This window comes from Paenibacillus sp. J22P59, assembly GCF_059383895.1.
On the sequence record NZ_JBXENX010000008.1, the window covers coordinates 89,545 to 112,264 of the forward strand.

General features: G+C 45.9%; 23 protein-coding genes. 8 read left to right on the forward strand and 15 right to left on the reverse strand.

The features are described 5' to 3' along the window. Window positions 1-36: 36 nt before the first annotated feature. A complete protein-coding gene (locus AC50YO_RS15225; protein ID WP_494848269.1) occupies window positions 37-1,227 on the reverse strand; it encodes a polysaccharide deacetylase family protein in 1,191 nt (396 codons plus the stop codon). Window positions 1,228-1,530: 303 nt separating this feature from the next. Between AC50YO_RS15225 and AC50YO_RS15230 the strand changes: the two genes are divergently transcribed. Beyond that, a complete protein-coding gene (locus AC50YO_RS15230; protein WP_494848271.1) occupies window positions 1,531-3,126 on the forward strand; it encodes a histidine kinase N-terminal 7TM domain-containing diguanylate cyclase in 1,596 nt (531 codons plus the stop codon). Next, the gene (locus tag AC50YO_RS15235) at window positions 3,126-3,746 is read left to right on the forward strand and encodes an NAD(P)-dependent oxidoreductase (RefSeq protein WP_494848272.1); all 621 of its coding nucleotides are present in this window, start codon (window positions 3,126-3,128) and stop codon (window positions 3,744-3,746) included. The genes AC50YO_RS15230 and AC50YO_RS15235 overlap by 1 nt, the downstream gene beginning before the upstream one ends. Before the next feature lie 108 nt (window positions 3,747-3,854). Here AC50YO_RS15235 and AC50YO_RS15240 read toward each other — a convergent pair whose 3' ends face one another. Then, window positions 3,855-4,337, reverse strand: a complete 483-nt coding sequence (locus AC50YO_RS15240) for a glutathione peroxidase (protein ID WP_494848274.1) — start codon at window positions 4,335-4,337, stop codon at window positions 3,855-3,857. A 177-nt stretch (window positions 4,338-4,514) separates the two neighbouring features. Between AC50YO_RS15240 and AC50YO_RS15245 the strand changes: the two genes are divergently transcribed. The 5 genes from AC50YO_RS15245 to AC50YO_RS15265 all read left to right on the forward strand — a co-directional run bounded on the left by AC50YO_RS15245 (window position 4,515) and on the right by AC50YO_RS15265 (window position 8,871). Continuing rightward, complete coding sequence (locus AC50YO_RS15245) at window positions 4,515-4,976, forward strand: MarR family winged helix-turn-helix transcriptional regulator (protein WP_494848276.1); 462 nt, start codon at window positions 4,515-4,517, stop codon at window positions 4,974-4,976. Between the two features lie 151 nt (window positions 4,977-5,127). Next, window positions 5,128-5,499 carry a GntR family transcriptional regulator gene (locus AC50YO_RS15250; protein WP_494848278.1) on the forward strand — a complete coding sequence of 124 codons (372 nt, stop codon included), beginning with the start codon at window positions 5,128-5,130 and terminating at the stop codon, window positions 5,497-5,499. Further along, window positions 5,496-6,392, forward strand: a complete 897-nt coding sequence (locus AC50YO_RS15255; RefSeq protein ID WP_494848280.1) for an ABC transporter ATP-binding protein — start codon at window positions 5,496-5,498, stop codon at window positions 6,390-6,392. The genes AC50YO_RS15250 and AC50YO_RS15255 overlap by 4 nt, the downstream gene beginning before the upstream one ends. Next, on the forward strand, window positions 6,389-7,072 hold the full coding sequence (locus tag AC50YO_RS15260) for a hypothetical protein (protein ID WP_494848282.1): 684 nt from the start codon (window positions 6,389-6,391) through the stop codon (window positions 7,070-7,072). Before AC50YO_RS15255 ends, AC50YO_RS15260 begins: the two co-directional genes overlap by 4 nt. 92 nt (window positions 7,073-7,164) lie before the next feature. Further along, window positions 7,165-8,871 carry an alpha/beta fold hydrolase gene (locus AC50YO_RS15265; RefSeq protein WP_494848283.1) on the forward strand — a complete coding sequence of 569 codons (1,707 nt, stop codon included), beginning with the start codon at window positions 7,165-7,167 and terminating at the stop codon, window positions 8,869-8,871. 76 nt (window positions 8,872-8,947) lie between these two features. Here AC50YO_RS15265 and AC50YO_RS15270 read toward each other — a convergent pair whose 3' ends face one another. The 5 genes from AC50YO_RS15270 to AC50YO_RS15290 form a co-directional block, all read right to left on the reverse strand. Continuing rightward, complete coding sequence (locus tag AC50YO_RS15270; protein ID WP_494848285.1) at window positions 8,948-9,580, reverse strand: ABC transporter permease; 633 nt, start codon at window positions 9,578-9,580, stop codon at window positions 8,948-8,950. Between the two features lie 13 nt (window positions 9,581-9,593). Further along, a complete protein-coding gene (locus tag AC50YO_RS15275) occupies window positions 9,594-10,505 on the reverse strand; it encodes a glycine betaine ABC transporter substrate-binding protein (protein WP_494848287.1) in 912 nt (303 codons plus the stop codon). A gap of 18 nt (window positions 10,506-10,523) precedes the next feature. Continuing rightward, complete coding sequence (locus AC50YO_RS15280; RefSeq protein ID WP_494848289.1) at window positions 10,524-11,198, reverse strand: ABC transporter permease; 675 nt, start codon at window positions 11,196-11,198, stop codon at window positions 10,524-10,526. Then, a complete protein-coding gene (locus AC50YO_RS15285; protein WP_494848290.1) occupies window positions 11,195-12,421 on the reverse strand; it encodes a betaine/proline/choline family ABC transporter ATP-binding protein in 1,227 nt (408 codons plus the stop codon). The genes AC50YO_RS15280 and AC50YO_RS15285 overlap by 4 nt, the downstream gene beginning before the upstream one ends. A 66-nt stretch (window positions 12,422-12,487) precedes the next feature. Next, the gene (locus tag AC50YO_RS15290; RefSeq protein WP_494848291.1) at window positions 12,488-13,018 is read right to left on the reverse strand and encodes a DUF2179 domain-containing protein; all 531 of its coding nucleotides are present in this window, start codon (window positions 13,016-13,018) and stop codon (window positions 12,488-12,490) included. 274 nt (window positions 13,019-13,292) lie between these two features. Here AC50YO_RS15290 and pepT point away from each other — a divergent pair, with 274 nt between their 5' ends. After that, complete coding sequence (gene pepT / locus AC50YO_RS15295; protein WP_494848293.1) at window positions 13,293-14,525, forward strand: peptidase T; 1,233 nt, start codon at window positions 13,293-13,295, stop codon at window positions 14,523-14,525. A 73-nt stretch (window positions 14,526-14,598) separates the two neighbouring features. Here the strand turns inward: pepT and AC50YO_RS15300 are convergent, their stop codons facing one another. The 8 genes from AC50YO_RS15300 to AC50YO_RS15335 form a co-directional block, all read right to left on the reverse strand. Then, on the reverse strand, window positions 14,599-15,210 hold the full coding sequence (locus AC50YO_RS15300) for a flavin reductase family protein (protein ID WP_494848295.1): 612 nt from the start codon (window positions 15,208-15,210) through the stop codon (window positions 14,599-14,601). A gap of 12 nt (window positions 15,211-15,222) precedes the next feature. Continuing rightward, on the reverse strand, window positions 15,223-15,831 hold the full coding sequence (locus tag AC50YO_RS15305) for an alpha/beta hydrolase (RefSeq protein ID WP_494848296.1): 609 nt from the start codon (window positions 15,829-15,831) through the stop codon (window positions 15,223-15,225). Window positions 15,832-15,869: 38 nt separating this feature from the next. Then, on the reverse strand, window positions 15,870-16,823 hold the full coding sequence (locus tag AC50YO_RS15310; protein ID WP_494848297.1) for a ring-cleaving dioxygenase: 954 nt from the start codon (window positions 16,821-16,823) through the stop codon (window positions 15,870-15,872). 31 nt (window positions 16,824-16,854) lie between these two features. Beyond that, on the reverse strand, window positions 16,855-17,481 hold the full coding sequence (locus AC50YO_RS15315) for a nitroreductase family protein (protein ID WP_494848298.1): 627 nt from the start codon (window positions 17,479-17,481) through the stop codon (window positions 16,855-16,857). 122 nt (window positions 17,482-17,603) lie between these two features. Continuing rightward, entirely contained in the window at window positions 17,604-18,050 is a 447-nt protein-coding gene (locus tag AC50YO_RS15320; RefSeq protein ID WP_494848707.1) for a MarR family winged helix-turn-helix transcriptional regulator, read from the reverse strand. Between the two features lie 173 nt (window positions 18,051-18,223). Beyond that, window positions 18,224-19,213, reverse strand: a complete 990-nt coding sequence (locus tag AC50YO_RS15325; protein ID WP_494848299.1) for a peptidoglycan-binding domain-containing protein — start codon at window positions 19,211-19,213, stop codon at window positions 18,224-18,226. Window positions 19,214-19,365: 152 nt separating this feature from the next. Beyond that, window positions 19,366-21,123: a sensor histidine kinase gene (locus AC50YO_RS15330; RefSeq protein ID WP_494848301.1), complete on the reverse strand. Its 1,758-nt coding sequence runs from the start codon at window positions 21,121-21,123 to the stop codon at window positions 19,366-19,368. Between the two features lie 2 nt (window positions 21,124-21,125). Further along, window positions 21,126-22,682: a response regulator gene (locus AC50YO_RS15335; RefSeq protein WP_494848303.1), complete on the reverse strand. Its 1,557-nt coding sequence runs from the start codon at window positions 22,680-22,682 to the stop codon at window positions 21,126-21,128. Between the last annotated feature and the right edge of the window lie 38 nt (window positions 22,683-22,720).

Genomic DNA, 22,720 nt, shown 5'->3' on the forward strand with positions numbered 1-22,720 from the left:
GCAGAGGTTGGCGGCCTTTCGTCAGTCGATACAGTATTATGAAGTAATGGTAGCAATCTTCTTCTTATTATCCCAATTCAGCTTGAGATTGTTCGACTTGCAGAAGTCACGCAGCGGAATCATCACTCCGTCGGCTGTCTTCACAGGCTGTATCGTTGTAAATACAGCCTCCTGTCCATTCATGCGCACATTTACTGCTGCGTCCGTTAACGTCAGAGCCTTCAGCTTCTCCATGAGCTGCTTAGCCGATTCACCAGATCTCGCTCCGTTAACACGGTAGCCATTCGTCTGGCCTCGTCCATTGATGCCCTCCTTCACCGTGAAGGAAATTTCAATATTAAGCGACTTCAATATAGCTAAGACGTCATCATTATAGGCGCCATAAGGGAAGGCAATAACGCCTCTTGTAGTGCCAAGCTCTTCTTTCAGCTTCTCTTCTGCCGTCGTCAAATCATTCGTTATTCTTGCCAAATACTCTTCTTGTGTCTCGGTCCGCTTCTCAGCCTTGAAATATTGCTTGCGTGTCATAACCGGCTTCGTCATGCCATCTTCTCTCATCACGCCATAATGATGCAGATCATTGGTATGACTATAGAAGCTCATTCCTGATTGCTGCATCTCCCGCATTTCGTCCCAGGTCATCTTGGCTGTACCTTTTTCCCCTCTGTCGCCAACCGCAGATACAATAACGAAGTTGATTGCAGGATAACCGTATTCCTTCAGAATCGGGAATGCTTCCTTATAGAAGCTCTCATAACCATCATCGAAGGTCAATAGAACTGCATTATCAGGTACCGTTCCGTCTCTCAGAATAAAGTCCTCATACTCATCAATGCCGATTACATGGAACCCGTTCGTGCGAAGCAGCTCCATTTGCTCCCGGAATAATTCTGTGGGAATCGCCTCCACGCCCTCCTCGTCCTTTTCCACGAGATGATGATACATAAGCACCGCTACCTTATCGGAATAATAGATCCCCTTCGGCTCAGCTTCGTGCTTCAATTCCCATTCCATCTTTACAGCGAAGGTCTTCTCCAGGAAAGCCGCCGGGACAAGCAATTGTCCCTCCTCAAAGGCAACCGCTGGTGCTTGCTTGAGCTTATTCCCATCAATAACGAAGCTAACTTGCTTCGGATTCTCTGCTTGTGAACAAGCCGCAATTATACAAAGACAAATCATAATAAAGAGCAATTTCCCAACAAAATAACGACTACCACTTCGATTCATTCTGATCTCCTTCTTTTGTGTATTCGATAGATTAGATTAAGCATACTAGTAAATCCTTAATTTTACATTGAGAACTCTTAATAAAACCTTAAAATAAAATGAATAAGTCTCATTCTAGTATAAACGATCACTTTTTCCATAAGGTTGCGGTCGTGGTAAAATTTCTATATAAAATAAAATCGACAAATAGACCTAAAAATGATCTTGAATTTACTGGACAATTTCACTTATTTAACGTTATAAAGAAATAAGAATAATGTCGAGATATATCTCCCAAAACTTAATAGATGGAGTCGTTACCCTATGAATACCGCCATATCCAACTACATTGTAATCGTCGCAACCTCGGGCGTGCTTAGCATTTATCTTGGCGTATATGCTTACTTCATCAAATCCAGCTTTCCTGGAATGAAAACCTTTGTCTGGATTACAGCATTCTCGGCAATCTATACCTTTGGCTTTGCCTTTGAGCTGTCTAGCAGTACCTTGCAGGAAATTCGATTCTGGCTGAACGTCGAATACTTCGGTATGCCATTCATCGCACCTTGCAGCCTCCTGCTCGTTATGTATTATTGCGGATTAAATAAATACGTGACACGAAGGAATGTTCTCATTCTTTTCCTTATTCCTATAACTACCGTCCTGCTCGTTACCACCAACGAATATCATCATCTCTTCTATCGTTCCCTCTACTTGCGTCCGAATGAGACAACTGCCTTGGTCGATATCGTCAGAGGGGATTGGTATATCGTCAACGGCAGCTTTACTTTTGGCTGTTTGTTGACAGGTGGAGCATTATTGCTCCGTCGATGGAAGCATGCCACCCGCCTTTATCGCAAACAGATCATTGTTTTGGTAATCGGCCTGTATATCCCGATGGCAACATCCTTTCTTTATCTGATAGGATTAACCCCTTATGGCATGGACCTTGTGCCAGTTATGATGAGTGTAACCTCTGCCCTTACGATTTGGGCCATCCGATCAGCCAACATACTGAAATCTTCGCCTATCGTCAGAGAAAATATATTCGAGAGCATGCGCGATGGCGTACTTGTACTTGATATGGAGCAAAAGATTGTTGATTATAATCGGGCAGCGACAAACATGATGACCTCATTAAACGCTTCGGCAATTGGTCAATCTGTAGCTCCCTTCTGGTATCAGCACACCAACGAATCCTTTGATTTCATATGCAACGATGAGCCAGGCTCAACCCAAGAGCATGAAGTAAGGTGGCTGGATGCAACTGGACGAACTCATTGGTATTTAATCCGCTTCTCACCGGTCTCCCATAAGAGCGGTCTGCTCGTTGGTCATACCATTATGTTCATTGATGTAACGGAGAAAGCAGAGCTGCATGACAAGCTGCGGCACTTAGCCACGATAGACGGATTAACTCAAATCTACAACCGTTCCTTCTTTCTGCTAAAAAGCAAGGAATTGATCCAAGCAGTCGCCCTGCGCGGACAGCCGATAAGCCTTATTCTGCTCGATGTCGATCATTTCAAGCGAATTAATGATCGCTTTGGGCATGATATAGGCGATGCTGCATTAAAGCATGTTGTCTCGCTATGCCAACAGTATATTCAGCCAACGGATTTGTTCTGCCGTTATGGGGGCGAGGAATTCATTATTTGTCTTCCTGATTTATCGCTGAGCCAAGCAGGCCGATTAGCTAATCGGCTGCGTAAAGAATTGGCTTCCACACCGCTCGTAACACAGGACATCTCTGTTACGATCACAGCCAGCTTCGGCGTTTCCCAAACTAATCCGTCTAACAGTATAACCCTGGAAAATCTCATAAGACAGGCTGATCGGGCCTTATACCGCTCCAAGAATAACGGGCGCAATAGCGTATATTTGGCTACAGGCGTTCGATTAGCAGAGGAAGAGATATAATGCATATCATCGTATTAGGATCTACGGGCCGGGTAGGAAGACGAATCGTAGAACAGGCTTTGAACGACGATCATACCGTAACCGCTCTGGCACGTACGCCGGAGAAGCTTGGAATCGTTCATTCCAAGCTAACTATCGTGCAGGGAGATGCAAGGCAGGAGCAGGATCTTGAACACGTGATGACTAATGGGGATGCCGTCGTCAGCGCTCTGAGCACCGATGGCACAACCACGCTATCAGAGAGCTTCCCTCTCATCATTAGAGCTATGCAATCGCATCGCATTCAACGGCTAATTACGGTTGGAACAGCAGGCATATTAAACAGTCGGATCGAACCCGGCCTGCTTCGCTATCAGTCCAGTGAGTCAAGACGTACGTTGACTCGCGCAGCCGAGGAGCATCATGCGGTACTGCGGATATTGGAGCAATCCACGCTGGAATGGACTCTCGTATGCCCTACTTATTTACCGGATGGCCCACAGCTTGGAGAATACCGAACAGAGCGGAATTATTTGCCCGAGGATGGTACGCAAATATCTGTCGCCGACACCGCTGCCTTTACTTATAAGCAAATATCCAGTACCGAATTTAGCAGATGCCGTGTAGGTATCGCTTATTGAGCTATCTTTCAGAGAGCTAGGCCAACAGACAAAAGAGACTATTCTTGCAGCCGCCATATAACGGCTGCAAGAATAGTCTCTTTGCTATTACCCATAGATGAAATCAGCTTAGGCTTCAATCAGCGCTTTGAGCTCTTTCTCCATTTTCTCCGGCGTATCCTGCGGTCCGAATCGCTTCACGACCTTGCCATCCCGATTAATAAGGAATTTCGTGAAATTCCATTTGATCGCCTTGGACCCGAGCAGTCCGCGCGCTTCATTCGTCAGGTGTTGAAATAACGGATGCGCTGTATTCCCGTTAACATCAACCTTCGCATACAACGGGAAGCTGACGCCATGGTTAAGTTCACACGCCTCAGCAATCTCTGCATTATCCTCCAGCTCCTGATTCATGAACTGCGCACTAGGAAAGCCTAATACGGCGAAGCCCTGTTCACGATAAGTATCATACAGCTTTTGCAGGCCCTTGAATTGCGGAGCAAATCCGCACTTGGTTGCTGTATTTACGATTAGCATAACCTGACCCTTATAGGGCGCCAGCGTCTGCTTGTCTCCGCTAATCGTCTTTACCTCAATATCATATAAAGACATACTTCAAACCTCCGTTCTATTAAATTGATCTTAATTTAATTGTATACAATCAACATAACAATTGTCAAACCGTCATTCATTTATCAGCAGCCTTTGACACCTCTTTCTCAACAATGCTACAATAAGCACAATCAATTGTATGCAATTGATTAGAAGTTTTAAGGAGCGACAACGATTATGGACAAAGATGAACAACTGCGTTTAAACAACCAGCTCTGCTTCGCATTCTATGCCTGTTCCAAAGAAATTACCAAACTATATCGACCCATTCTAGCCGATCTGGGTCTAACCTATACCCAATACATTACGCTGCTGTCTCTATGGGAGCAGGATAAAGTAACGGTGAAGGAGCTAGGCGCCAAGCTGTCATTAGATTCAGGCACATTGACTCCTCTGCTCAAGAAGCTTGAAGGAATGAATCTCCTGACTCGCATCAGAGACAAATCCGACGAGCGGAATGTCGTCATTGAATTAACGCCTGAGGGGCAGGCCTTACGCTTGCAGGCGATTGATATTCCAGCACGCTTATTCGCCGATACGAACATTGAGCCTACAGAACTGCTTACCCTGCGTGATCAGATTCAAGCACTTATGAGCAAGCTCAGCTCATCTAATGTCCCGTCCAATCCTCATGATTGAGACTATTCTTTAAGTAAATAGGCAGGCCTTTCTGCATTCTGCAGGAGGCCTGCCTATTTTTTATTCCCTCTTATTGACATATGAACACCTACCCTGTATAGTTGATTACATGAGTAACCAACCAAGCAAGTAAATAAGGGGTGATTAACAAATGTCTATCTCCATAGATGACAGCCGTCCCATCTTCATGCAAGTAGCCGAATCCATCGAGGACGATATCATCCAAGGAAGACTGCCGGAGGAATCGCAAGTTCCTTCCAAGAATGAATTCGCCGCCTTTTATCAGATTAATCCTGCAACAGCGTCCAAAGGCGTCAATCTATTGGCAGATGAAGGTATCTTATATAAGAGAAGGGGAATCGGAATGTTTGTAGCAACTGGCGCTCGTCAGGTTTTGATTGAGAAACGGAAAGAGCTCTTTTTTGAACAGTATGTGGTATCCATGATAAGTGAGGCTAAGAAGCTGGGTATTACGACAGAGCAGCTAACTGAGCTGATTCGGAGAGGGGATAACGGTCAATGAGCGCAATCGTAGAATTAAAACAATTAACCAAGTCTTATGGCGCCATGAAGGCAGTCAATGAGGTAAGCCTGACCTTGGAGAAAGACAAAATCTATGGGCTTCTTGGACGCAACGGTGCCGGCAAAACGACGATCATGCAATTAATTACAGCTCAGATCTTTGCAACAAGCGGTGAACTCAAGGTAATGGGTGAAGAGCCTTATGAGAATAGCCGTGTACTTGACCAAATCTGCTTCATCAAGGAAAGCCAGAAGTACCCCGACACCTATAACGTACGCAATGTTCTGGAGCTGTCTGCCTCACTATTCCCTAATTGGGACAAAGAATATGCTTACTCCCTAGCAGAAGAGTTCCGACTCCCATTGAAACGATTAATCAAAAAACTGTCTCGCGGCATGCACTCATCCGTTGGCATTATCGTAGGTCTCGCCAGCCGTGCTCCGTTAACGATATTCGATGAGCCTTATCTGGGCTTAGATGCGGTCGCACGCGGATTATTCTATGACCGTCTAATTGAAGATTATTCGGAAAATCCTCGGACGATCATTCTGTCCACCCATTTGATCGATGAGGTAAGCAAGCTGCTAGAGCATATTATCCTTATTGATAACGGTAAAATTATTATTAACGAGGACGCAGAAGAGCTGCGCGGATCAGCCTACACAATTGGAGGGACTTCCTCTGCTGTAGAGAGCTTCATAGGGAATCGGACCGTCATTTCCAGACAGCCGTTCGGTTCACTGCTGACAGCTAGTCTCATGGGCAAACTATCCTCTGGTGAGCGGAAGCAGGCCGAAGCGCTGGGACTAGAAATCGCATCTATACCGTTACAGCAGCTTATTGTGGAATTAACCAAAAGCAAAGTTGATTTACAAGGAGATGATTCTATATGAGCCGTACAGCAACTGTAGTCAAAATGCATCTTCAAGATAAGTTATCATGGTTCGTCATTCCAAGCCTTATTCTTGGGTCCAGCTTTATTGTCAATTGGCTTATTGCGTTTTTTAGCAACACCGAGTTTCAGACAGGCGGCATTGCCTCCATCTTTATCTATATGCTGGTTATAGGCATCCTTGTATTGCCGCAAACCTTTCCCTTCGCTGTCAGCTTCAGCGTAAGAAGAGCCGATTATTTCAAAGGCACTTCTCTCATGGCACTTCTTGCATCAGGACTTGCCTCGATTATTCTTTTAGTGCTCGCAGCGCTCGAATCTAGCGTAACTGATGGCTGGGGCGTAGGACTCCGATTTTTCACTATACCTTTTTTGAATGAGGGCAACGGCTTTCAGCAATTAATCATCTATTGGCTATTGATGCTGGGCTTCTTCTACTGCGGATTTGCTATTAGCAGCGTACATCGAAGATTCAAAGGAATGGGCATGCTTATTCTCACCATCAGCGCCCTGCTGATCTTCACCATTCTCACTTTCCTTACTACAGCTAATGGCTGGTGGATGGATATTTGGAATTGGATTGTTGATCATAAGGCTTTTGAGCTTGCTCTATGGATCATTCCATTCATACTATGCTATAGCCTAATTTCGTTCCTCCTGCTTAGAAAATCAACAATATAACCTTTATGAATCCTTTTCCTCCCTCTTCTCGTATATCCAAGTATGGGTTTATTAGACAATCATCTACTTATTTGAAGAGGAGGAATTACGAATTGAAAAAGTATGTAGCTTCGACAATCGCATTAACTATGCTGCTCCTGGCAGCTCTGCCCGCTATGGCGGCAGCAACCGCTATTCATGTCCTTATTAACGGCACTCCAGCGTCATATTCAGATGCCAAACCCTACACACAAGGCAAAACCGTCATGCTGCCCCTTCGTCAGACTGCAGCACAGTTAGGACTGAAAATTTCTTCAGGCAAGAAGCCGAAGGAAATTCGCTTGCAGCAGGAAGGTTTGGATATTTCCTTGCAGATAGGCAGCTCCAAAGCAATTAACAAGCTTACAGGCAAGACCATCTCCTTTGGAGAAGCTGCCGTAGAGAAGAAGGGCCGGGTCTTTATTCCTCTATCTTTCTTCGATAAAGGATTAGGCTACACAACCTCTTATAACGCAACTAAACAGCATGTCTCCATTGTCACGCCGGAAGGTAAAGCGCAGGAGCTCGTTACTACGATCATTACCTTGCTTGGTAAAGGCAGCTTTCAGCAGCTCTCCGATCAGTATTTTGACGAGAACCTCAAGAAGACTGTCACCATACCCGTACTTGCCTCTGTCTGGCAGCAGCTAACCTCGGTTGCAGGAAATTATGTAAGCGTGAAGTCCGTTCAGACTGCGAAGGATAAGAAGGATCCCTCCATCACGATTACCACCGCTACTATACAATTCGAACATCTTGATACGACTCTTACGCTAGTCTCCAACAAGAGCGGGAAGCTTATCGGGCTGCTCTTTCAATTCATCACGGAGGAGGCAGCTCTGCCTAACAATGTTGTGGAAGAAAAGGTCACCGTTGATGCGGGCACTTCATTCCCATTAGGCGGAACGCTGACTTTGCCGAAGAACGCAACCGGCAAGATTCCGGCCGTCGTGCTTGTTCAAGGGTCAGGAGCAAGTGACCGTGACGAGGCAACAGCCGCCTACAAGCCTTTTCGGGATCTCGCATGGGGCCTCGCTCAGCAAGGAATTGCAGTACTTCGCTATGATAAGCGGACCTTTGCTTATGCGAGCAGCTACACACCTGAGAATATCGCTGAGTTGACCGTTAAGGAAGAATCCGTGGACGATGCGATCGCCGCTTCCAAGCTGCTGAAGAACGACAAACGAATTGATGCCACACAGGTCTATATCATTGGTCATAGCCAAGGCGGCATGCTGGCTCCGCGAATCGATGCGGAGGGCGGCGACTTTGCCGGTATCGTATCGCTTGCCGGCTCGCCTAGATCACTGCTCGAAATCATCTATGATCAGAATTTAGCCATTATTGCAGCTATGGATGATAAGGATCCGTTGAAGGCAACCCATATGGCGATGCTTGAAGCCGAGCAGGCGAAGGCAAAGTTATTGCCAGGCATGTCTGATGAAGAAGCCAAGAAGACCAGCTTGTTTAGTATGCCAGCCTACTATTTCAAAGAGATGGACAGCAAAAGCGCGACCAAGTATATCCCTCAGTTGACTAAGCCCGTCCTTATTCTGCAAGGCGAGGACGACTTCCAGGTATATACGAATAAAGATTATGTACAATGGCAGGAACTGTTCAAGGGCAAGCAAAATGCCACTTTCAAGCTCTACCCCGGACTGAATCATTTCTTCGTTAACTATGATGGCCCGAATGCCGGCACTGTTAATGAATATTTTGTTCCTGGCCGAATCGAGCAGCAGGTGATTGATGATATTGCCAATTGGATTGTGAAAAAATAACGGAATGAAGCAGCAGGGATCCGCCTCTCGAAGAGCGCTGATCCCTGCTGCTTATTTTATATGGCTATAGGATGTGTTATCTGCGGCTTAGTCTCGCGGACTGCTGCACTTTCTCGAGCAAAAGATCAGCTACCAGTGCGAGAAGTGCCGCTGGTATAGCGCCTGCATACAGCCTTGCAGAATTGCTCATATTGATACCGGAATAAATCTCCCGTCCGAGCCCATCGCCCCCTACGAGCGGAGCTATGGTCGCCACGCCAATGGCAATAACCGCTGCAATCCGAATTCCCGTCAGAATAAAGGGAAGCGCCAATGGAATTTGGACACTAAGCATAACTTGAAGAGGACTCATGCCTACCCCTTTGCCCGCTTCCATAATCGACTTGTCCACTTGTGTAAGACCGACATACGTATTCCGAATAATCGGCAACAGAGAATAGAGGAACAGGCCGATGACGACCGTCGTTGTTCCTAGACCAAAGACGACCATCAATAGAACTAACAAAGCCAAGCTTGGGAATACTTGAATAATATTCGCTAGGGTAAGAATCACTTGGCCTGTACGCCGATTTCTCGAAGCCAGCACGCCGAGCGGGATGCCTACTGCAAGTGCAAGCAGCAGCCCTATTAGCACCATGAAGATGTGCTGCCCGGTGAAGACCAGAAGGTCCATCCAATTCTCTCTAACATAACGGAAAAACAACTCCATGCTCTTCACTCCATTACTTCAATAATCCAACATCTTTCAAATATTGTTCAGCTACTTTTTTCTCATTCCTTTTATTCACATCCACCTCATAATTCAGATCAATCATCGTCTTAGCATCCAGCTTGCCAATTAATAGATCGATGATTTCCTTGAGCTCGGGATGTGCCTCCAATACTTCCTTGCGAATGACCGGGGAAGCATCATATGGCGGAAAGAATTGCTTATCGTCTTCGAGTGTCACCAACTGATGCTCTTTCAGCCTTGCATCCGTGGAATAAGCCAGTACGATATCCATTTTTTTATTTGCCACCGCACTATAGACAAGAGCGACCTCCATTGGGAATACTTTGCCGAAGCTAATTCCGTATACCTTCTGAAAGGCTGGGTACCCATCATTATTTCTCTCCATCCATGACGTATCCACGCCTAGGTTCATGGAAGCAGCCTTATCCTTTACATCTGATATTTTTTGCAGGTTCTGTTCTTCCGCAACTTCCTTCCGCACCGTGAAGGCATACGTATTCTCGAATCCGTAGGAATCGAACCACTTCAGCCCATAGTGCTTATCGAAGCCTTCTTGCGCCTGCCTTAGTACCTCAGCTCGATCATTCGTCTGTTCAATCGGGAAGTAATTATCATACACGATGCCCGAATAAAGAGACGCCATCTGTATATCATTATTATTCAAAGCATCGAGCACGACTGTACTGGTAGCCAAGTCCGGCATAACCTTTACCTTCAGATCCGTTCGATCTTCAATAAGCAGCCGATACATTTGAGCAATAATTTTGGGCTCGGAGAAGGTTTGTGTACCGATCTTTATGGTATTGTCATTGCCGCAGCCAGCCAATCCCACACTGATAATGCAAGCAGCCACTACTAGAAAAGCAGCTCTTACTCGCATTCCACAACTTATTCTTTTCATTTCTGTTTCCCCCTGCTGTTATACGGCGCCCGACGCCGGATTGCTTCTTGTCTTCGCGGTTATCCACTTCTCCAGAAGACCTAACAAATAATCGGCTGCCAGCGCAAGAAGCACCGCGAGCAAGGCTCCCGTAACGATTAGCTCCTTCTTGTTCACGCCAAGGCCCGAGAAGATCAATTGGCCAAGCCCGCCTGCTCCGATCAATGTAGCCAGCGTAGCCCAGCTAATAATATACACCGTTGTCACCCGTAATCCCGACATGATATAGGGAAAGGACAATGGCAGTTGAATGCGCAGCAATCGTTGGATACGGCTGTAGCCCATACCGCGTGCCGCTTCCATCACATTCGGATCAACCGACTTGAAGCCTGAATACGTATTGCGCATAATCGGCATGATTGAATATAGGAACAAGGCAAAGACAGCAGGTGTCCGTCCTATTCCCAGCAATGGAATTAGAATAGCCAGCAGCGCTAAGCTAGGAATCGTCTGTAGAATGTTAGCAATGGTAAATACAATGCTGTTCAACCATCCCTTTCGGCTTCCTGCCAGCATAATCCCTACCGGTATAGCGACGATTGCTCCGAACACAATTGCCAAAGCCGAAATATAAATATGATCACGAAGCGCACTTAGAATATCTTCCTGTCTACTCTGAAGAAAAGCTCCGTACTCTGTCATCCAATTGATCATAGACGGGACACCCCTTGTTCATCTGTCTCCACGGAGTTCTCGTTAATTGGTATATCCTCTCTGAGGCTCTCCTCCGCGATCAATTCCTCCAGACTTCTATCATCTGGATTATATACCTCGGCAAGATGGCGAACGACACTGCCTTTGGTAATCAAACCGATCAACAGACCATTACGGACAACAGGCACATAAGGCAGGCCATGCTCATCCATCAAGGCAAGCGCAAAGGCAACTGAAGAGCCTGACTCCACCACATGATGGAAGGGCTTCATTACATCCGACAGCCTGCTGTCCTCATGGCGATAGCCCTTCAGAACTTGGAATATTGAAGCATGTCCGAGCAACTCCCTATTCCGGCCCACGATAATAAGGGAATCGACGCGATTGCGCTCCATGAACTTGATCGCTGCAGCGAGGCCTCTCTCCGGATACGCAGTAATAGGATGCTCAGACATCACATCATCTACCGTAAGGTCTAATTCCCTCGTCTCCGCAGTAAGGCGCTTCTTGCCAATAAAGGTCGTCACGAATTCATTCGCCGGATGGCGCAGAATATGCTCCGGAGTCCCTTTCTGGATAACCTCGCCATCCTTCATTAGCACGATCGTATCGGCAATCTTAATCGCTTCATCCATATCATGAGTTACGAATACAATTGTTTTCTTAAGCTCCTGCTGAAGGCGAATCAATTCATCCTGGAGCTGCTCTCTGCTGAGCGGATCTAATGCACTGAAGGGCTCATCCAGTAGAATAACATCGGGATCTGCCGCTAATGCGCGAATAACACCAATGCGCTGCTGCTGCCCTCCGCTCAGCTCCGAAGGATACCGATTCCGGTATACCTCAGGGTCCAGATTAACCATTCGCAGCAGCTCATCAACCTTCTGCTCCGTTTTTTCTTTATCCCACTTCAGAAGCCGTGGTACGATAGCCACGTTCTTAGCAATATTCATATGCGGGAACAAGCCTACATTCTGAATCACGTAGCCGATACTTCTGCGCAGCTCAACTGGATCAATACGAGAAATATCACGGTCTCTTATATAGATCTTGCCGCTGGTCGGATTGTTCAGACGATTAATATGCTTCATTAATGTCGATTTGCCGCAGCCGCTCGGTCCAATCAGAACCGTTAGCTCTCCTTCTTTAAATTCCAAATTGATGGTTTTTAACGCTTCAAAGCCATCCTCATACGTTTTTTTTACATTCTCGAATCGGATCATCTGTTCTCAACCCCCGAATTGTCTTATGTATAGATTGTCCGATTGGCAATTCTACCATTCTATACTTTACTGACGTTCATTTTTAAGCCGCCTCGTCCAGAAGCCCCCCCGAAAGGCACGAGGCTCATAAGAGATCACGAAGGCTTTAGGCGCTGTTTCTTGAATGATTCGCATCAAATGCTTCTCCTGATTGCGTTTCGTTAGAACCTCCATCACCAGCCTCGGGCCATCCTTGCCCTCAGCAATCCAATTGGTGACACCAAAGCCTTTCTCCCTCAGCAGAACCGGCATTCGATTAGAGCTTGATTCCACAACGATCTGCAGCGTAATATAACCGAGCGCGAGCCATTCCTCTATCTTCACACCAAGCCATACTCCGCCTCCCCATCCAATACAATAAGCAGCGAGATTAACTGGATCATCAATGTTCTTTAATACAATTTGAAGTCCCATCAAATACGCGAATACCTCGAACATGCTAATGACCGAAGCCAATACCCGTCTGGATTTGGTAACGAGGATGATGCGAATCGTAAATAAGGAGACATAAATCAGGTTCATAATGACGATAATCGCTATCGTCTCTAATCCGTCCATGTTAATCTGTCCCCTCTCATGCTGAATGGACTACCGCTCGCAAAACGTCATATAACATATACCCATTCCTGGCTAGAATGAAACAAAAAACCTGTATTCAGCTTAAAAAGCGCTGTTACAGGTTTTCCATTTAAGCTCTTTTTCATCCCTTAATCCTTTGTTTCAATCCTCTATATCCACAAAAGTATAGAATGCTCTGCATTCGTTTTCTTCCTGCTTCTCGTCTATAATATAAGAATAGATGCCAAGAAAAAGAAGGGAGTATACGACAACTATGAAAAACGAGATCATCAAGCGCTTCACTTCCTATGTCATTATCGACACGCAATCCAATGAGGACAGCGAGACCTGTCCAACTACACCGGGCCAGCTCGTCCTTGCCAAGCAACTTGCTGAAGAACTTAACAGCATCGGCATGCAAGAAATAACGATCGACTCCAATGGTTATCTGATGGCTACGCTGCCCTCCAATACCCAGAAGGATGTGCCGACGATTGGATTCCTGGCCCATCTGGACACAGCTGTTGACTTTACAGGCGCGGGCGTTAAGCCTCAAATTATAGATAACTACGAAGGCGGCTCCATTCCACTCAATGAAGAGCTGGGAATCTTGCTTTCACCAAAAGACTTTCCTGAACTGAATCACTATCTAGGGCACACGCTCATCACGACAGATGGCACGACACTGCTCGGAGCTGATAACAAAGCAGGCATTGCCGAAATCATGACCGCGATGAATTATTTGATTCAGCATCCTGAGATTAAGCATGGCAAGATTCGAATTGCATTCACTCCAGATGAAGAGATCGGCAGAGGGCCCCATAGATTCGATGTACCAGCCTTCGGTGCAACCTATGCTTACACGGTGGATGGCGGACCGCTCGGTGAGCTGGAATATGAGAGCTTCAATGCGGCATCTGCACGTATTACTTGCAAAGGCACCAATGTCCATCCTGGTACGGCAAAAGGCAAGATGGTTCATTCCGCCAAGATTGCTATGGAGCTGCAACGGAGACTGCCCGCTGAAGAGGCGCCTGAGTATACGACAGGATATGAAGGCTTCTACCATCTTATCTCTATCAACGGCGAGGTGGAGCAGACCAAGCTGTCTTATATTATTCGTGATTTCGATCGTGAGCAGTTCGCTGCAAGGAAAGCATTCATGGCTCAGCAAGTCGAAGAGCTTAATGCGATCTACGGAGAAGGCGCTGTTACGCTGGAGCTGAAAGATCAATATTACAATATGGGAGACAAAATCGAGCCTGTTAAGCATATTGTGGACATCGCACATGAGGCGATGGTTAGTCTAGGCATTAAACCTATCATCCAACCTATCCGCGGCGGTACAGATGGCTCGCAGCTGTCCTACATGGGCTTGCCTACCCCTAATATTTTCACTGGCGGCGAGAACTTCCACGGCAAATTCGAATATATTTCAGTCGATAATATGATCATGGCTGTACAAACCATCGTAGAAATTACGAAACGCTTTGAGCAGCAAGCCTAACCAGCAAAAACGGCACCTGTACGGAGATTACTCTCCTGGCAGGTGCCGTTTTTTCGTAAACTGAACGGTAGCATTACTCTGGGCGGTCCATCGAGAACGTCTCCCCAAGCTTCGCATAGCTGGAACCAGCCAACCGGCTGACAGGCTGCAAAGCCTCTGCTTCAATATAACCATTCTTATAGACCGTTTCATCCAGATGATAGCATACGACCCGGCCAATCAATAAATCGCAGGCAGGTTCCTCCTCTGTTCCACCAAGAGGTATGATCTTCTCCAGCTTACATTCCAGTCTGATTCTTGCCTCTGCTATTCCCGGCACGGAAATTCGATGGCTGTCCACTGGAGTCAAGCCTGTTAGAGCTACCTCGCTTTGGTCCGGGGGCAAGCTAGCGGCGGCTAAATTCAACTGCTCGATATAGCCTTCATCCGCAATATGCACAACAAACTCTCCTGCCTCCGCAGCATTGCGCGAGGTATCCTTGCGATGGCCCTTCCTGCGTTGTACCGATACGGAGATTAGAGGCGGATTAGCTGCCACGATATTGAAATAACTATAAGGTGCCGCATTCAGGCTTCCGTTAGCTGAAAGGGTTGTAACAAAAGCAATCGGCCTTGGAATAATGCTGCCGATTAACAGCTTATAATTATCGCGTTCACTCTGAGCATTCGGGTCTATAGTGATCATTAGCCTTCTCCTTTATTGAATAGACTGTTGAAACCAAGCCGCGGCAGCATTAACCTCTGATGAGGTCAATTGGTGACCATAGTTCTCCCAATGAACGGTCACATTCGCGCCTGCCCCGCTCAGCAGCGCCTCCAGGTCTTCCGTCTCACTAGGAGGGCACATCTGATCATTGCGGCCTGCCCCAATAAAGCAAGCAACCCCTGCTAAGTCAGGGAGCTCAAGTCCCCTGATCGGAACCATCGGGTGATGGAGTATCGCTCCTCGTAGAGCGTCTTTGTAATGGAATAACAGGCTGGCTGCAATATTCGCCCCGTTAGAATAGCCAATTGCTATTACATTATTACGGTCAAAGCCATAGTCACCTGCTGCTTGTTCAACAAATGCATGGAGCTCCTCTGTACGGAATACAAGATCCTCCAGATCAAATACACCTGCTGCGAGTCTGCGGAAAAATCTAGGCATTCCGTTCTCTAGAACGTTGCCCCTAACACTCAGCAGAGAGGAGCCCGGCGAGATTCGTTCGCCTAACGAAATTAAGTCCTGTTCTGTCCCGCCAGTACCATGCAAGAGTAAAAGCACCGGTGCTGACTTATCTGTTCCCTGCTTATAAATATGCTTCATAACGAATAGTCCTCCTCGTGTGATCTTGCTATCATTTCTTAATAATGATCCTGTTCTAATACACGGACATCAAATGGCGATAACAACTGCTCGATCTGCGCACGATGATTCTCGTACCATTCTGGCAGCATCAGCTTCTCGCCAAGGTGGTCTGGCTCTTCATCTCTGGCAAATCCCGGAGGATCAGTCGCAATCTCGAACAAAATGCCGCCTTCTTCACGGAAATAAATCGCATTGAAATACTGTCTGTCTACAATTGGAGTAGGCTGGAAGCCGCTTCCTTCAACATGGCTTCTCCACAGGGCGTGCTCGGCATCATCTTTCGCTCGCCAAGCGATATGATGTACCGTTCCTGAACCTCCGTGCCCAGGTGCCATTGCCTCCACATTCAGGTCAATAACATTTCCCAGATCTCCGTAAGAATGATAACGGGCATACCCGCCCTCTTCACCAATCTTGCTAAGGCCCATCACATGCTCCAATACATAGGCCGTCCGGGCTGGCGCCGTACTATATAGAATGGCACCGCCGAAGCCTTTGATTGCTTTATCTGCTGTTACGCCGCCGAAAGACCACTGGCTTAACGGTCCTGCTTCCCTTGCCACAAGCTCTACTAGTAAGCCATCCGGATCTGCAAATTGCAAATAATCCTCACCGAATCTGGTTGTTTCTTTGAAGGCAATATTGAATTTATTCAAGCGATCTCTCCAGAAGCTTAAGGTTCCCTCGGGAACTACATACGTTGTGAAGCCAACCTGACCGCCTCCGACAACACCCTTGCGGGAATTCTCCCATGGGAAGAAGGTAATAATCGTACCTGGGCTGCCGATTTCATTGCCGAAGTAGAGATGATACACTTCCGGCGCGTCGAAGTTAATGGTTTTCTTAATCAAACGAAGTCCCAGAACGCCCGCATAGAAGTCAGTTGTTTCCTGTGGGTTCCGTACAAATGCTGTTACATGGTGAATACCTGCTGTTTGATGTGTAGTCATAAGATTACTCTCCTTATATGATAAATTAGATTTAAAATCCGTTATAGCTGACGAACTCTCCAGTGGGCTTACGGTAGCCGCGCGGACGCTGGCTCGATACATCTTCTTTGCCGATCGCTATCATCAGCGAGGGTACATAACGAGATGGGATATGCAGCAGCTCCTGAATAGCCTCAGAGTCGAAGCCGATCATCGGACAGGTATCCCAGCCCTTCTCCTTGGCAATATACAAGAAGGTCATCGCTGACAAGCTCGCATTGCGTATCGCTTCATCACGCTTGAATGCATCTCCCCTATCCTCATAGAAGCTGCTGACAGATTGAACGGTTGCGTCGTATTCTTGTTTAGATAGAATGCCCAGATTCAAGAATCCTTCATTAATCCGAGCAACATCCTGATGAGCCTCCGTATTGCCTAGTACAATAATGACCGCGGATGCGGAATGTACTTTGTATTGCTTGTTCGATGCTTCATACACCTTATTTTTCAATTCAGGATCTTTGACCACAATATAATGAGCATGCTGCAAATTAAAAGCGGACGGTGCGTATTTGACCAGCCTGAACATCTCTTCGAACGCCGTATCCGGTATATCCACATTCGGTAAAAATTTATTAGCCGATCTTCTATCTTGCAGCAAGGATATGAAATCACTCATCATTCATCTCTCCATTTTCATGAGTTATTATTACACTTTAAGAATCTTTAATTTAAGGTATATGTCCAAAAAGTAATCCGCCCCTTTGCTAGCCCGGTTTGGATTCTTTTCTGCCAGCTTTACTACTTGAATGATTCCTGAGCGTACTTGCCAAGCTTCTTAAGCAGCTGACTTGCCACCCTCTTCTCATCGGGCGTCAGTCCGTCCACTGCACTTTCAATGATTATCGTATGCTTGGGGAAGATCTCTTCCATAAATGCGATTCCCGCAGCTGTTATCTCGGCGAAGATCAATCTCCGATCCTCTGTTGATGCTCTGCGATTGACCAGCTGCTTCTTCTCTAGTTTATCAATAACATACGTGATATTGCCGCTGCTCATAAGCACCTTGCCGCCGATCTGCTGAAGAGGCTGTGCACCCTTATGATACAGCAGCTCCAGAACACCGAATTCCGTTCGATTCAAACCGCTTTTACGAATATCACGATCCGCATGTGCATTCACCCATTGGCTTGCTCTGGCTAGAGCAATATATAGATCCAATGAATCGTCCCGGTTCTTATCTACCATTCGCATCCCAACCTCTTCCTCATCAACTCTTTATATTGAATATCTTAAATTAAAGATACTTAAATGTCAACTATATATTTTCATTCCGTTAGTTACGTATTGCATCATCGTATAAAAACAACAAAATACCCCGCCTATTAAGGCGAGGTATTTCTATAGTTCGTATAGCTTGATTAACGTAAGCCTTTCGGTGCTTGGTTCTCACTTGGCGCTGGGTTAGCGTTTGGTGCTGGATTAGCTTTAGGCGCTGGATTGTTTCCTTGGCCTTGTCCGCCGCCGATTCCTTGACCGCCGCTTTGGCCTTTGCCGCCGCCAATTCCTTGACCGCCGCTTTGTCCTTTGCCGCCTCCAATTCCTTGACCGCCGCCTTGGCCTTTGCCGCCACCAATTCCTTGGCCTCCGCCTTGACCTTGACCGCCGCCAATTCCTTGACCGCCGCCTTGGCCTTTGCCGCCGCCAATTCCTTGGCCTCCGCCTTGACCTTGACCGCTGCCAATTCCTTGGCCTCCGCCTTGACCTTGACCGCCGCCAATTCCTTGGCCTCCGCCTTGGCCTTTGCCGCCGCCTTGACCTTGACCGCCGCCGCCAGTTCCTTGGCCTCCGCCTTGACCTTGACCGCCGCCGATTCCTTGGCCTCCGCCTTGACCTTGACCGCCGCCGATTCCTTGGCCTCCGCCTTGACCTTTGCCGCCGCCAGTTCCTTGGCCTCCGCCTTGGCCTTGACCGCCGCCAATTCCTTGGCCTCCGCCTTGGCCTTGACCTTTAAGCTTACCTCCACCTTGACCGCCTTTAGCTCCGCCCTTTGCTTTTACTTTCGGAGCGTACTTCACTTGACCATAAGAGTAAGTAATCGCTTGGAATGTTTTATTATCTACCGATCCAGTGACCGGAAGACCATTCATTTTTTGATAATGCTTCACGCCTTGCACAGTCGTTTTATCATAATGACCATTAATTGGCCCTGCGTAACTGCCAAGTGATTTCAACATCCCTTGGATCACGTAGATGTCTGGTCCATGAGCTCCTTTTCCAACTGCCATGGTCGCATGTGGCATAGATACGATCAGCGCTAGAGCGAGCAGCATAGCTGCCATTGTTTTGCCGGCCCATTGTCCGGACTTACCTTTTTTCCCGCGGAAGGAAATGCTCCAATCCCATTTCATGTAACAAGACACCGTCCTTTTCTTAGCTGAGTTATTTTTTCACAAACCTTACTATTCCCAATTTCTCGATTTCATTACGAAAAAATTCTAAATATTAAACGGAATGAAAAAAAAGCCCTCTTTCACAAAAGAAAGAGGACTCTTTTTTATGGTTATCGGTTGCAATCTGGGCTGCTCAAAGCTGGAATCGTAATGCTGATTACGGTCCCGATACCAAGTCGGCTAAATATGTTAACCCCATAAGGCTCGCCATATTGAAGCTTAATCCGTTGATGAACATTGCGAATTCCGTAGCCCAAATTAGCATTTTCGTTAGGATCATTGATTTGTTGGAGAAGCTCGGCACTCATTCCAAAACCATCATCAATTATTTTGAATAAAATATGATCGCCTTCATGACTCGCGACCACTCGAATATAAATACGATCACCGCTCCAGGCATGCTCCAGCACATTTTCTATAAACGGCTGAAGAATAAGCTTGATGGTCTGATACTCCATAATCTCAGGATCAATATCGAAGGTGACGCCCATCCGCTCTTCATACTTGTTCTTCTGAATATTCAGATAAGCCTTCGCTTGATCCAATTCATCACTGATCGGCAGCAAAGCACGGCCTTCATTCAGAGATAAACGATAAAACTTCGCCAAATCCAGAACCATCCGCTGCAGCTTATCCAGCTCACCGAACTTCGCCAATCGATTAATAGAGGATAATGTATTATACAAGAAATGAGGATTAATCTGAGCCTGAAGCATATTAAGCTCTGCTTCCTTCTTCTCAAGACCCGTCACATATACTTTATTAATCAATTCACCGATGTTCTGGCCCATCTCATTTAATGCCTCAGATATTTTGCTGAATTCATCCTTGCCCTTGAAATGAATTCGCTTATAGAAATTGCCTTCTTGGAACGAATCCAGAACAAAGACAATTTTTTCGACCTTTCTTGAAAAATAGCGAGAGATAAGAGCACCCGAAATAAAATAAATGGCCACTACAATTAAGCAGATCAGGAAGACGACCGACCGCACTTCATTTGTCTTTTCTTCGAACACTTCATTAGGAATGCTGGCAGTAATATTCCAATGCATCTCTGGTATTTCCTGCCGTACGGTTAGGTTCTTACTATACTCTCCTTCGTCCCAAACGTCACCATACTTCAGGTTCGAAGGGCCCGAAACCATTATAACTTTGCCTTCTTCATTCGTAACAACAATCGTTGCGCCATTACCGATTTTATCCGGATCTACACTTTCGAACAAACTGGATAAGTAAAGGCTGAATCGTAGAAAGCCATACTCTTCAAGCTTAATAGAATTGTTGACATTAACAATACGCCGCAGAAGAGAAATACGTCCATATTGCTCATCATCCTCGACTTGCTGCCATCTCAACGTCTGGGCATATACTTCTTCGGGAAAATCCTTAAACCACTGTTTATCTTTAATACGACTCATCTGATAAATATCTTGGATGCTTTCTTTATTCTGCAAGGGATCTCTGCCATCGTACACATTGTAAATCTCAGGCATAGTCTCATTCTTCAAATAAATAGACAGCCAAACCTTCTGACTCGTTGAATCTAGTGTCGACGTAATTCTCGGCATCAAATAGTTCCTTGCTATGTCGAATGTGATCCACCTTTCATTCAGCTGCCTAAGGCGGCTAAATAAATTGTAATCAAAGTAAAAGGTATTTGAGAGCCGTTTCACATCCTCCAGCTTATAAGAAACATTGTCGCTCATCTGGAGCAGCGTTCCGTTAACACTGCTTTTCGTTTGCTCTTTAATAGATTGGATGTAAATAGAGTTGGCGAAATAAGCAATAAGAAGGACCGGAAGAATGATGAAGAAACAATAGGACAGCATAAGTTTATATCCAAAGGACAAATACCGTTTTCTCTTCATTATTATAGCTTCCTCCGATACTCCAGTGGTGTTTTGCCATGGTAATCCTTGAACTGCCTGCTGAAGTAGGGCAAATATTTGTAGCCAATCTGATTGGCTATCTCATATACTTTCAGATTCGTATTAAGCAATAGCTCGCCGGCTTTTTCCATTCTCAGGTTAACCACATAATCACTGAAATTCGTCGCTGTCTCTTCTTTGAAGATCTGTCCCAAATAGTTGGGCGAGAATGAGTATTTCTCCGCAACCGTCTTCAAGGTCATATTCTCATGCAGTCGCAGCTTTATATCCTCAATAATATCTTGAATGAGCTTCCAATTCTTCTTTTGTTTCTTGATATGAAGAAGCTCAGAGAGTTCATATACACGGTAACGCAGCCAAGAATGAATCTCGTCTATCGTTTCATACTGCAGCAGAATGTCCAAGCTGTTGAAATCCATGTTCAATAGTTGGAACAAATCTTCATTAATTTTTTGCAAATAATGATCCAGCTTCATAATTAAGAACATCGTGAAGTTCTGAATAGTGAATTTCGACCTCATCGTGATCGCTAATCCGTACAATTCCTCAAGCTCATCATGAACACCTACAAGATCATAATTCATCATCGCAATAAATAAAGCATCCAATTGAATATCTAAGCTTTGTACATCCTTCATCTGGGTTAGCTTGATCTCATCATGCCGGATCATTCTGCCCTTCCCATAAAACACTTTATAGTCTATTGCTGCCTTGGCCTTCTGATAGGAATCCTTCAAAGCACATAGATCTGAAGCCTTATCTCCTACCCCAATCGTCACCGTAAAAGGTGTCTTGCTCCTGTCCTTTTGCAACGACTGCAAATCTAAGTGAGTATCAATTAGCAATGCTACTCTCTTATCTGATAGCTTACAGCAATGCTCTATGGCATACTCCTTGCACAAGGAGAAGATCTCGTCCCAAAAAGCGCTTGCAATACTAGCATCATCGAAGCTTTGATCAGAGCCTCTCTTCCAGATCCAATCATCCCGTTCAATGATCACTACTTTTACAGGCCACTCTAGAGCATCAAAATTATAATCATGAAGCAGAATATCATTTACCGACTGATCCCAAGTTCCCTCTAACAACCGCAATAAATATTCATTCTTCACAATGGGCACCATACGCTTATACACACGCTCGGTCTCGAACAGCTTCTTTTCTTCATCCAGCTCTTCACGGAGCTTCATCAGTGATTCAATCAATTCATTGTCATCCATAGGCTTCAATACGTAGCTGCATGCATTCAAAGAAATCGCCTGCTTCACATAATTAAAGTCCTGATAACCGCTTACAAAAATAATTCGCAAATGCTTGAATCGATCCAATGCTTTTCTAGCAAGCTCAAGCCCTGACATATTCGGCATTCGAATATCCGTTACCAAAATATCAATATGTTCTTTCTCGATCAAATCACTAGCCGCAAATGCATTGGTGACCGCGCCTACTAGCTCCATACCCAAATCCGACCAGGGGATAAAGGTCTGCATTCCCTTCAAATCAAGAATCTCATCATCAACAAGCAATACTTTATACATCATATTCACTCCAAGCTTATCATTGCTGATGTAAAACC

Bases quoted from the DNA above. Each gene is read 5' to 3' on its own strand.
- AC50YO_RS15225 (WP_494848269.1), bottom strand. From the start codon at position 1,227: ATGAATCGAAGTGGTAGTCGTTATTTTGTTGGGAAATTGCTCTTTATT.
- AC50YO_RS15230 (WP_494848271.1), top strand. From the start codon at position 1,531: ATGAATACCGCCATATCCAACTACATTGTAATCGTCGCAACCTCGGGC.
- AC50YO_RS15235 (WP_494848272.1), top strand. From the start codon at position 3,126: ATGCATATCATCGTATTAGGATCTACGGGCCGGGTAGGAAGACGAATC.
- AC50YO_RS15240 (WP_494848274.1), bottom strand. From the start codon at position 4,337: ATGTCTTTATATGATATTGAGGTAAAGACGATTAGCGGAGACAAGCAG.
- AC50YO_RS15245 (WP_494848276.1), top strand. From the start codon at position 4,515: ATGGACAAAGATGAACAACTGCGTTTAAACAACCAGCTCTGCTTCGCA.
- AC50YO_RS15250 (WP_494848278.1), top strand. From the start codon at position 5,128: ATGTCTATCTCCATAGATGACAGCCGTCCCATCTTCATGCAAGTAGCC.
- AC50YO_RS15255 (WP_494848280.1), top strand. From the start codon at position 5,496: ATGAGCGCAATCGTAGAATTAAAACAATTAACCAAGTCTTATGGCGCC.
- AC50YO_RS15260 (WP_494848282.1), top strand. From the start codon at position 6,389: ATGAGCCGTACAGCAACTGTAGTCAAAATGCATCTTCAAGATAAGTTA.
- AC50YO_RS15270 (WP_494848285.1), bottom strand. From the start codon at position 9,580: ATGGAGTTGTTTTTCCGTTATGTTAGAGAGAATTGGATGGACCTTCTG.
- AC50YO_RS15275 (WP_494848287.1), bottom strand. From the start codon at position 10,505: ATGAAAAGAATAAGTTGTGGAATGCGAGTAAGAGCTGCTTTTCTAGTA.
- AC50YO_RS15280 (WP_494848289.1), bottom strand. From the start codon at position 11,198: ATGATCAATTGGATGACAGAGTACGGAGCTTTTCTTCAGAGTAGACAG.
- AC50YO_RS15285 (WP_494848290.1), bottom strand. From the start codon at position 12,421: ATGATCCGATTCGAGAATGTAAAAAAAACGTATGAGGATGGCTTTGAA.
- AC50YO_RS15290 (WP_494848291.1), bottom strand. From the start codon at position 13,018: ATGGACGGATTAGAGACGATAGCGATTATCGTCATTATGAACCTGATT.
- pepT (WP_494848293.1), top strand. From the start codon at position 13,293: ATGAAAAACGAGATCATCAAGCGCTTCACTTCCTATGTCATTATCGAC.
- AC50YO_RS15300 (WP_494848295.1), bottom strand. From the start codon at position 15,210: ATGATCACTATAGACCCGAATGCTCAGAGTGAACGCGATAATTATAAG.
- AC50YO_RS15305 (WP_494848296.1), bottom strand. From the start codon at position 15,831: ATGAAGCATATTTATAAGCAGGGAACAGATAAGTCAGCACCGGTGCTT.
- AC50YO_RS15310 (WP_494848297.1), bottom strand. From the start codon at position 16,823: ATGACTACACATCAAACAGCAGGTATTCACCATGTAACAGCATTTGTA.
- AC50YO_RS15315 (WP_494848298.1), bottom strand. From the start codon at position 17,481: ATGAGTGATTTCATATCCTTGCTGCAAGATAGAAGATCGGCTAATAAA.
- AC50YO_RS15320 (WP_494848707.1), bottom strand. From the start codon at position 18,050: ATGGTAGATAAGAACCGGGACGATTCATTGGATCTATATATTGCTCTA.
- AC50YO_RS15325 (WP_494848299.1), bottom strand. From the start codon at position 19,213: ATGAAATGGGATTGGAGCATTTCCTTCCGCGGGAAAAAAGGTAAGTCC.
- AC50YO_RS15330 (WP_494848301.1), bottom strand. From the start codon at position 21,123: ATGAAGAGAAAACGGTATTTGTCCTTTGGATATAAACTTATGCTGTCC.
- AC50YO_RS15335 (WP_494848303.1), bottom strand. From the start codon at position 22,682: ATGTATAAAGTATTGCTTGTTGATGATGAGATTCTTGATTTGAAGGGA.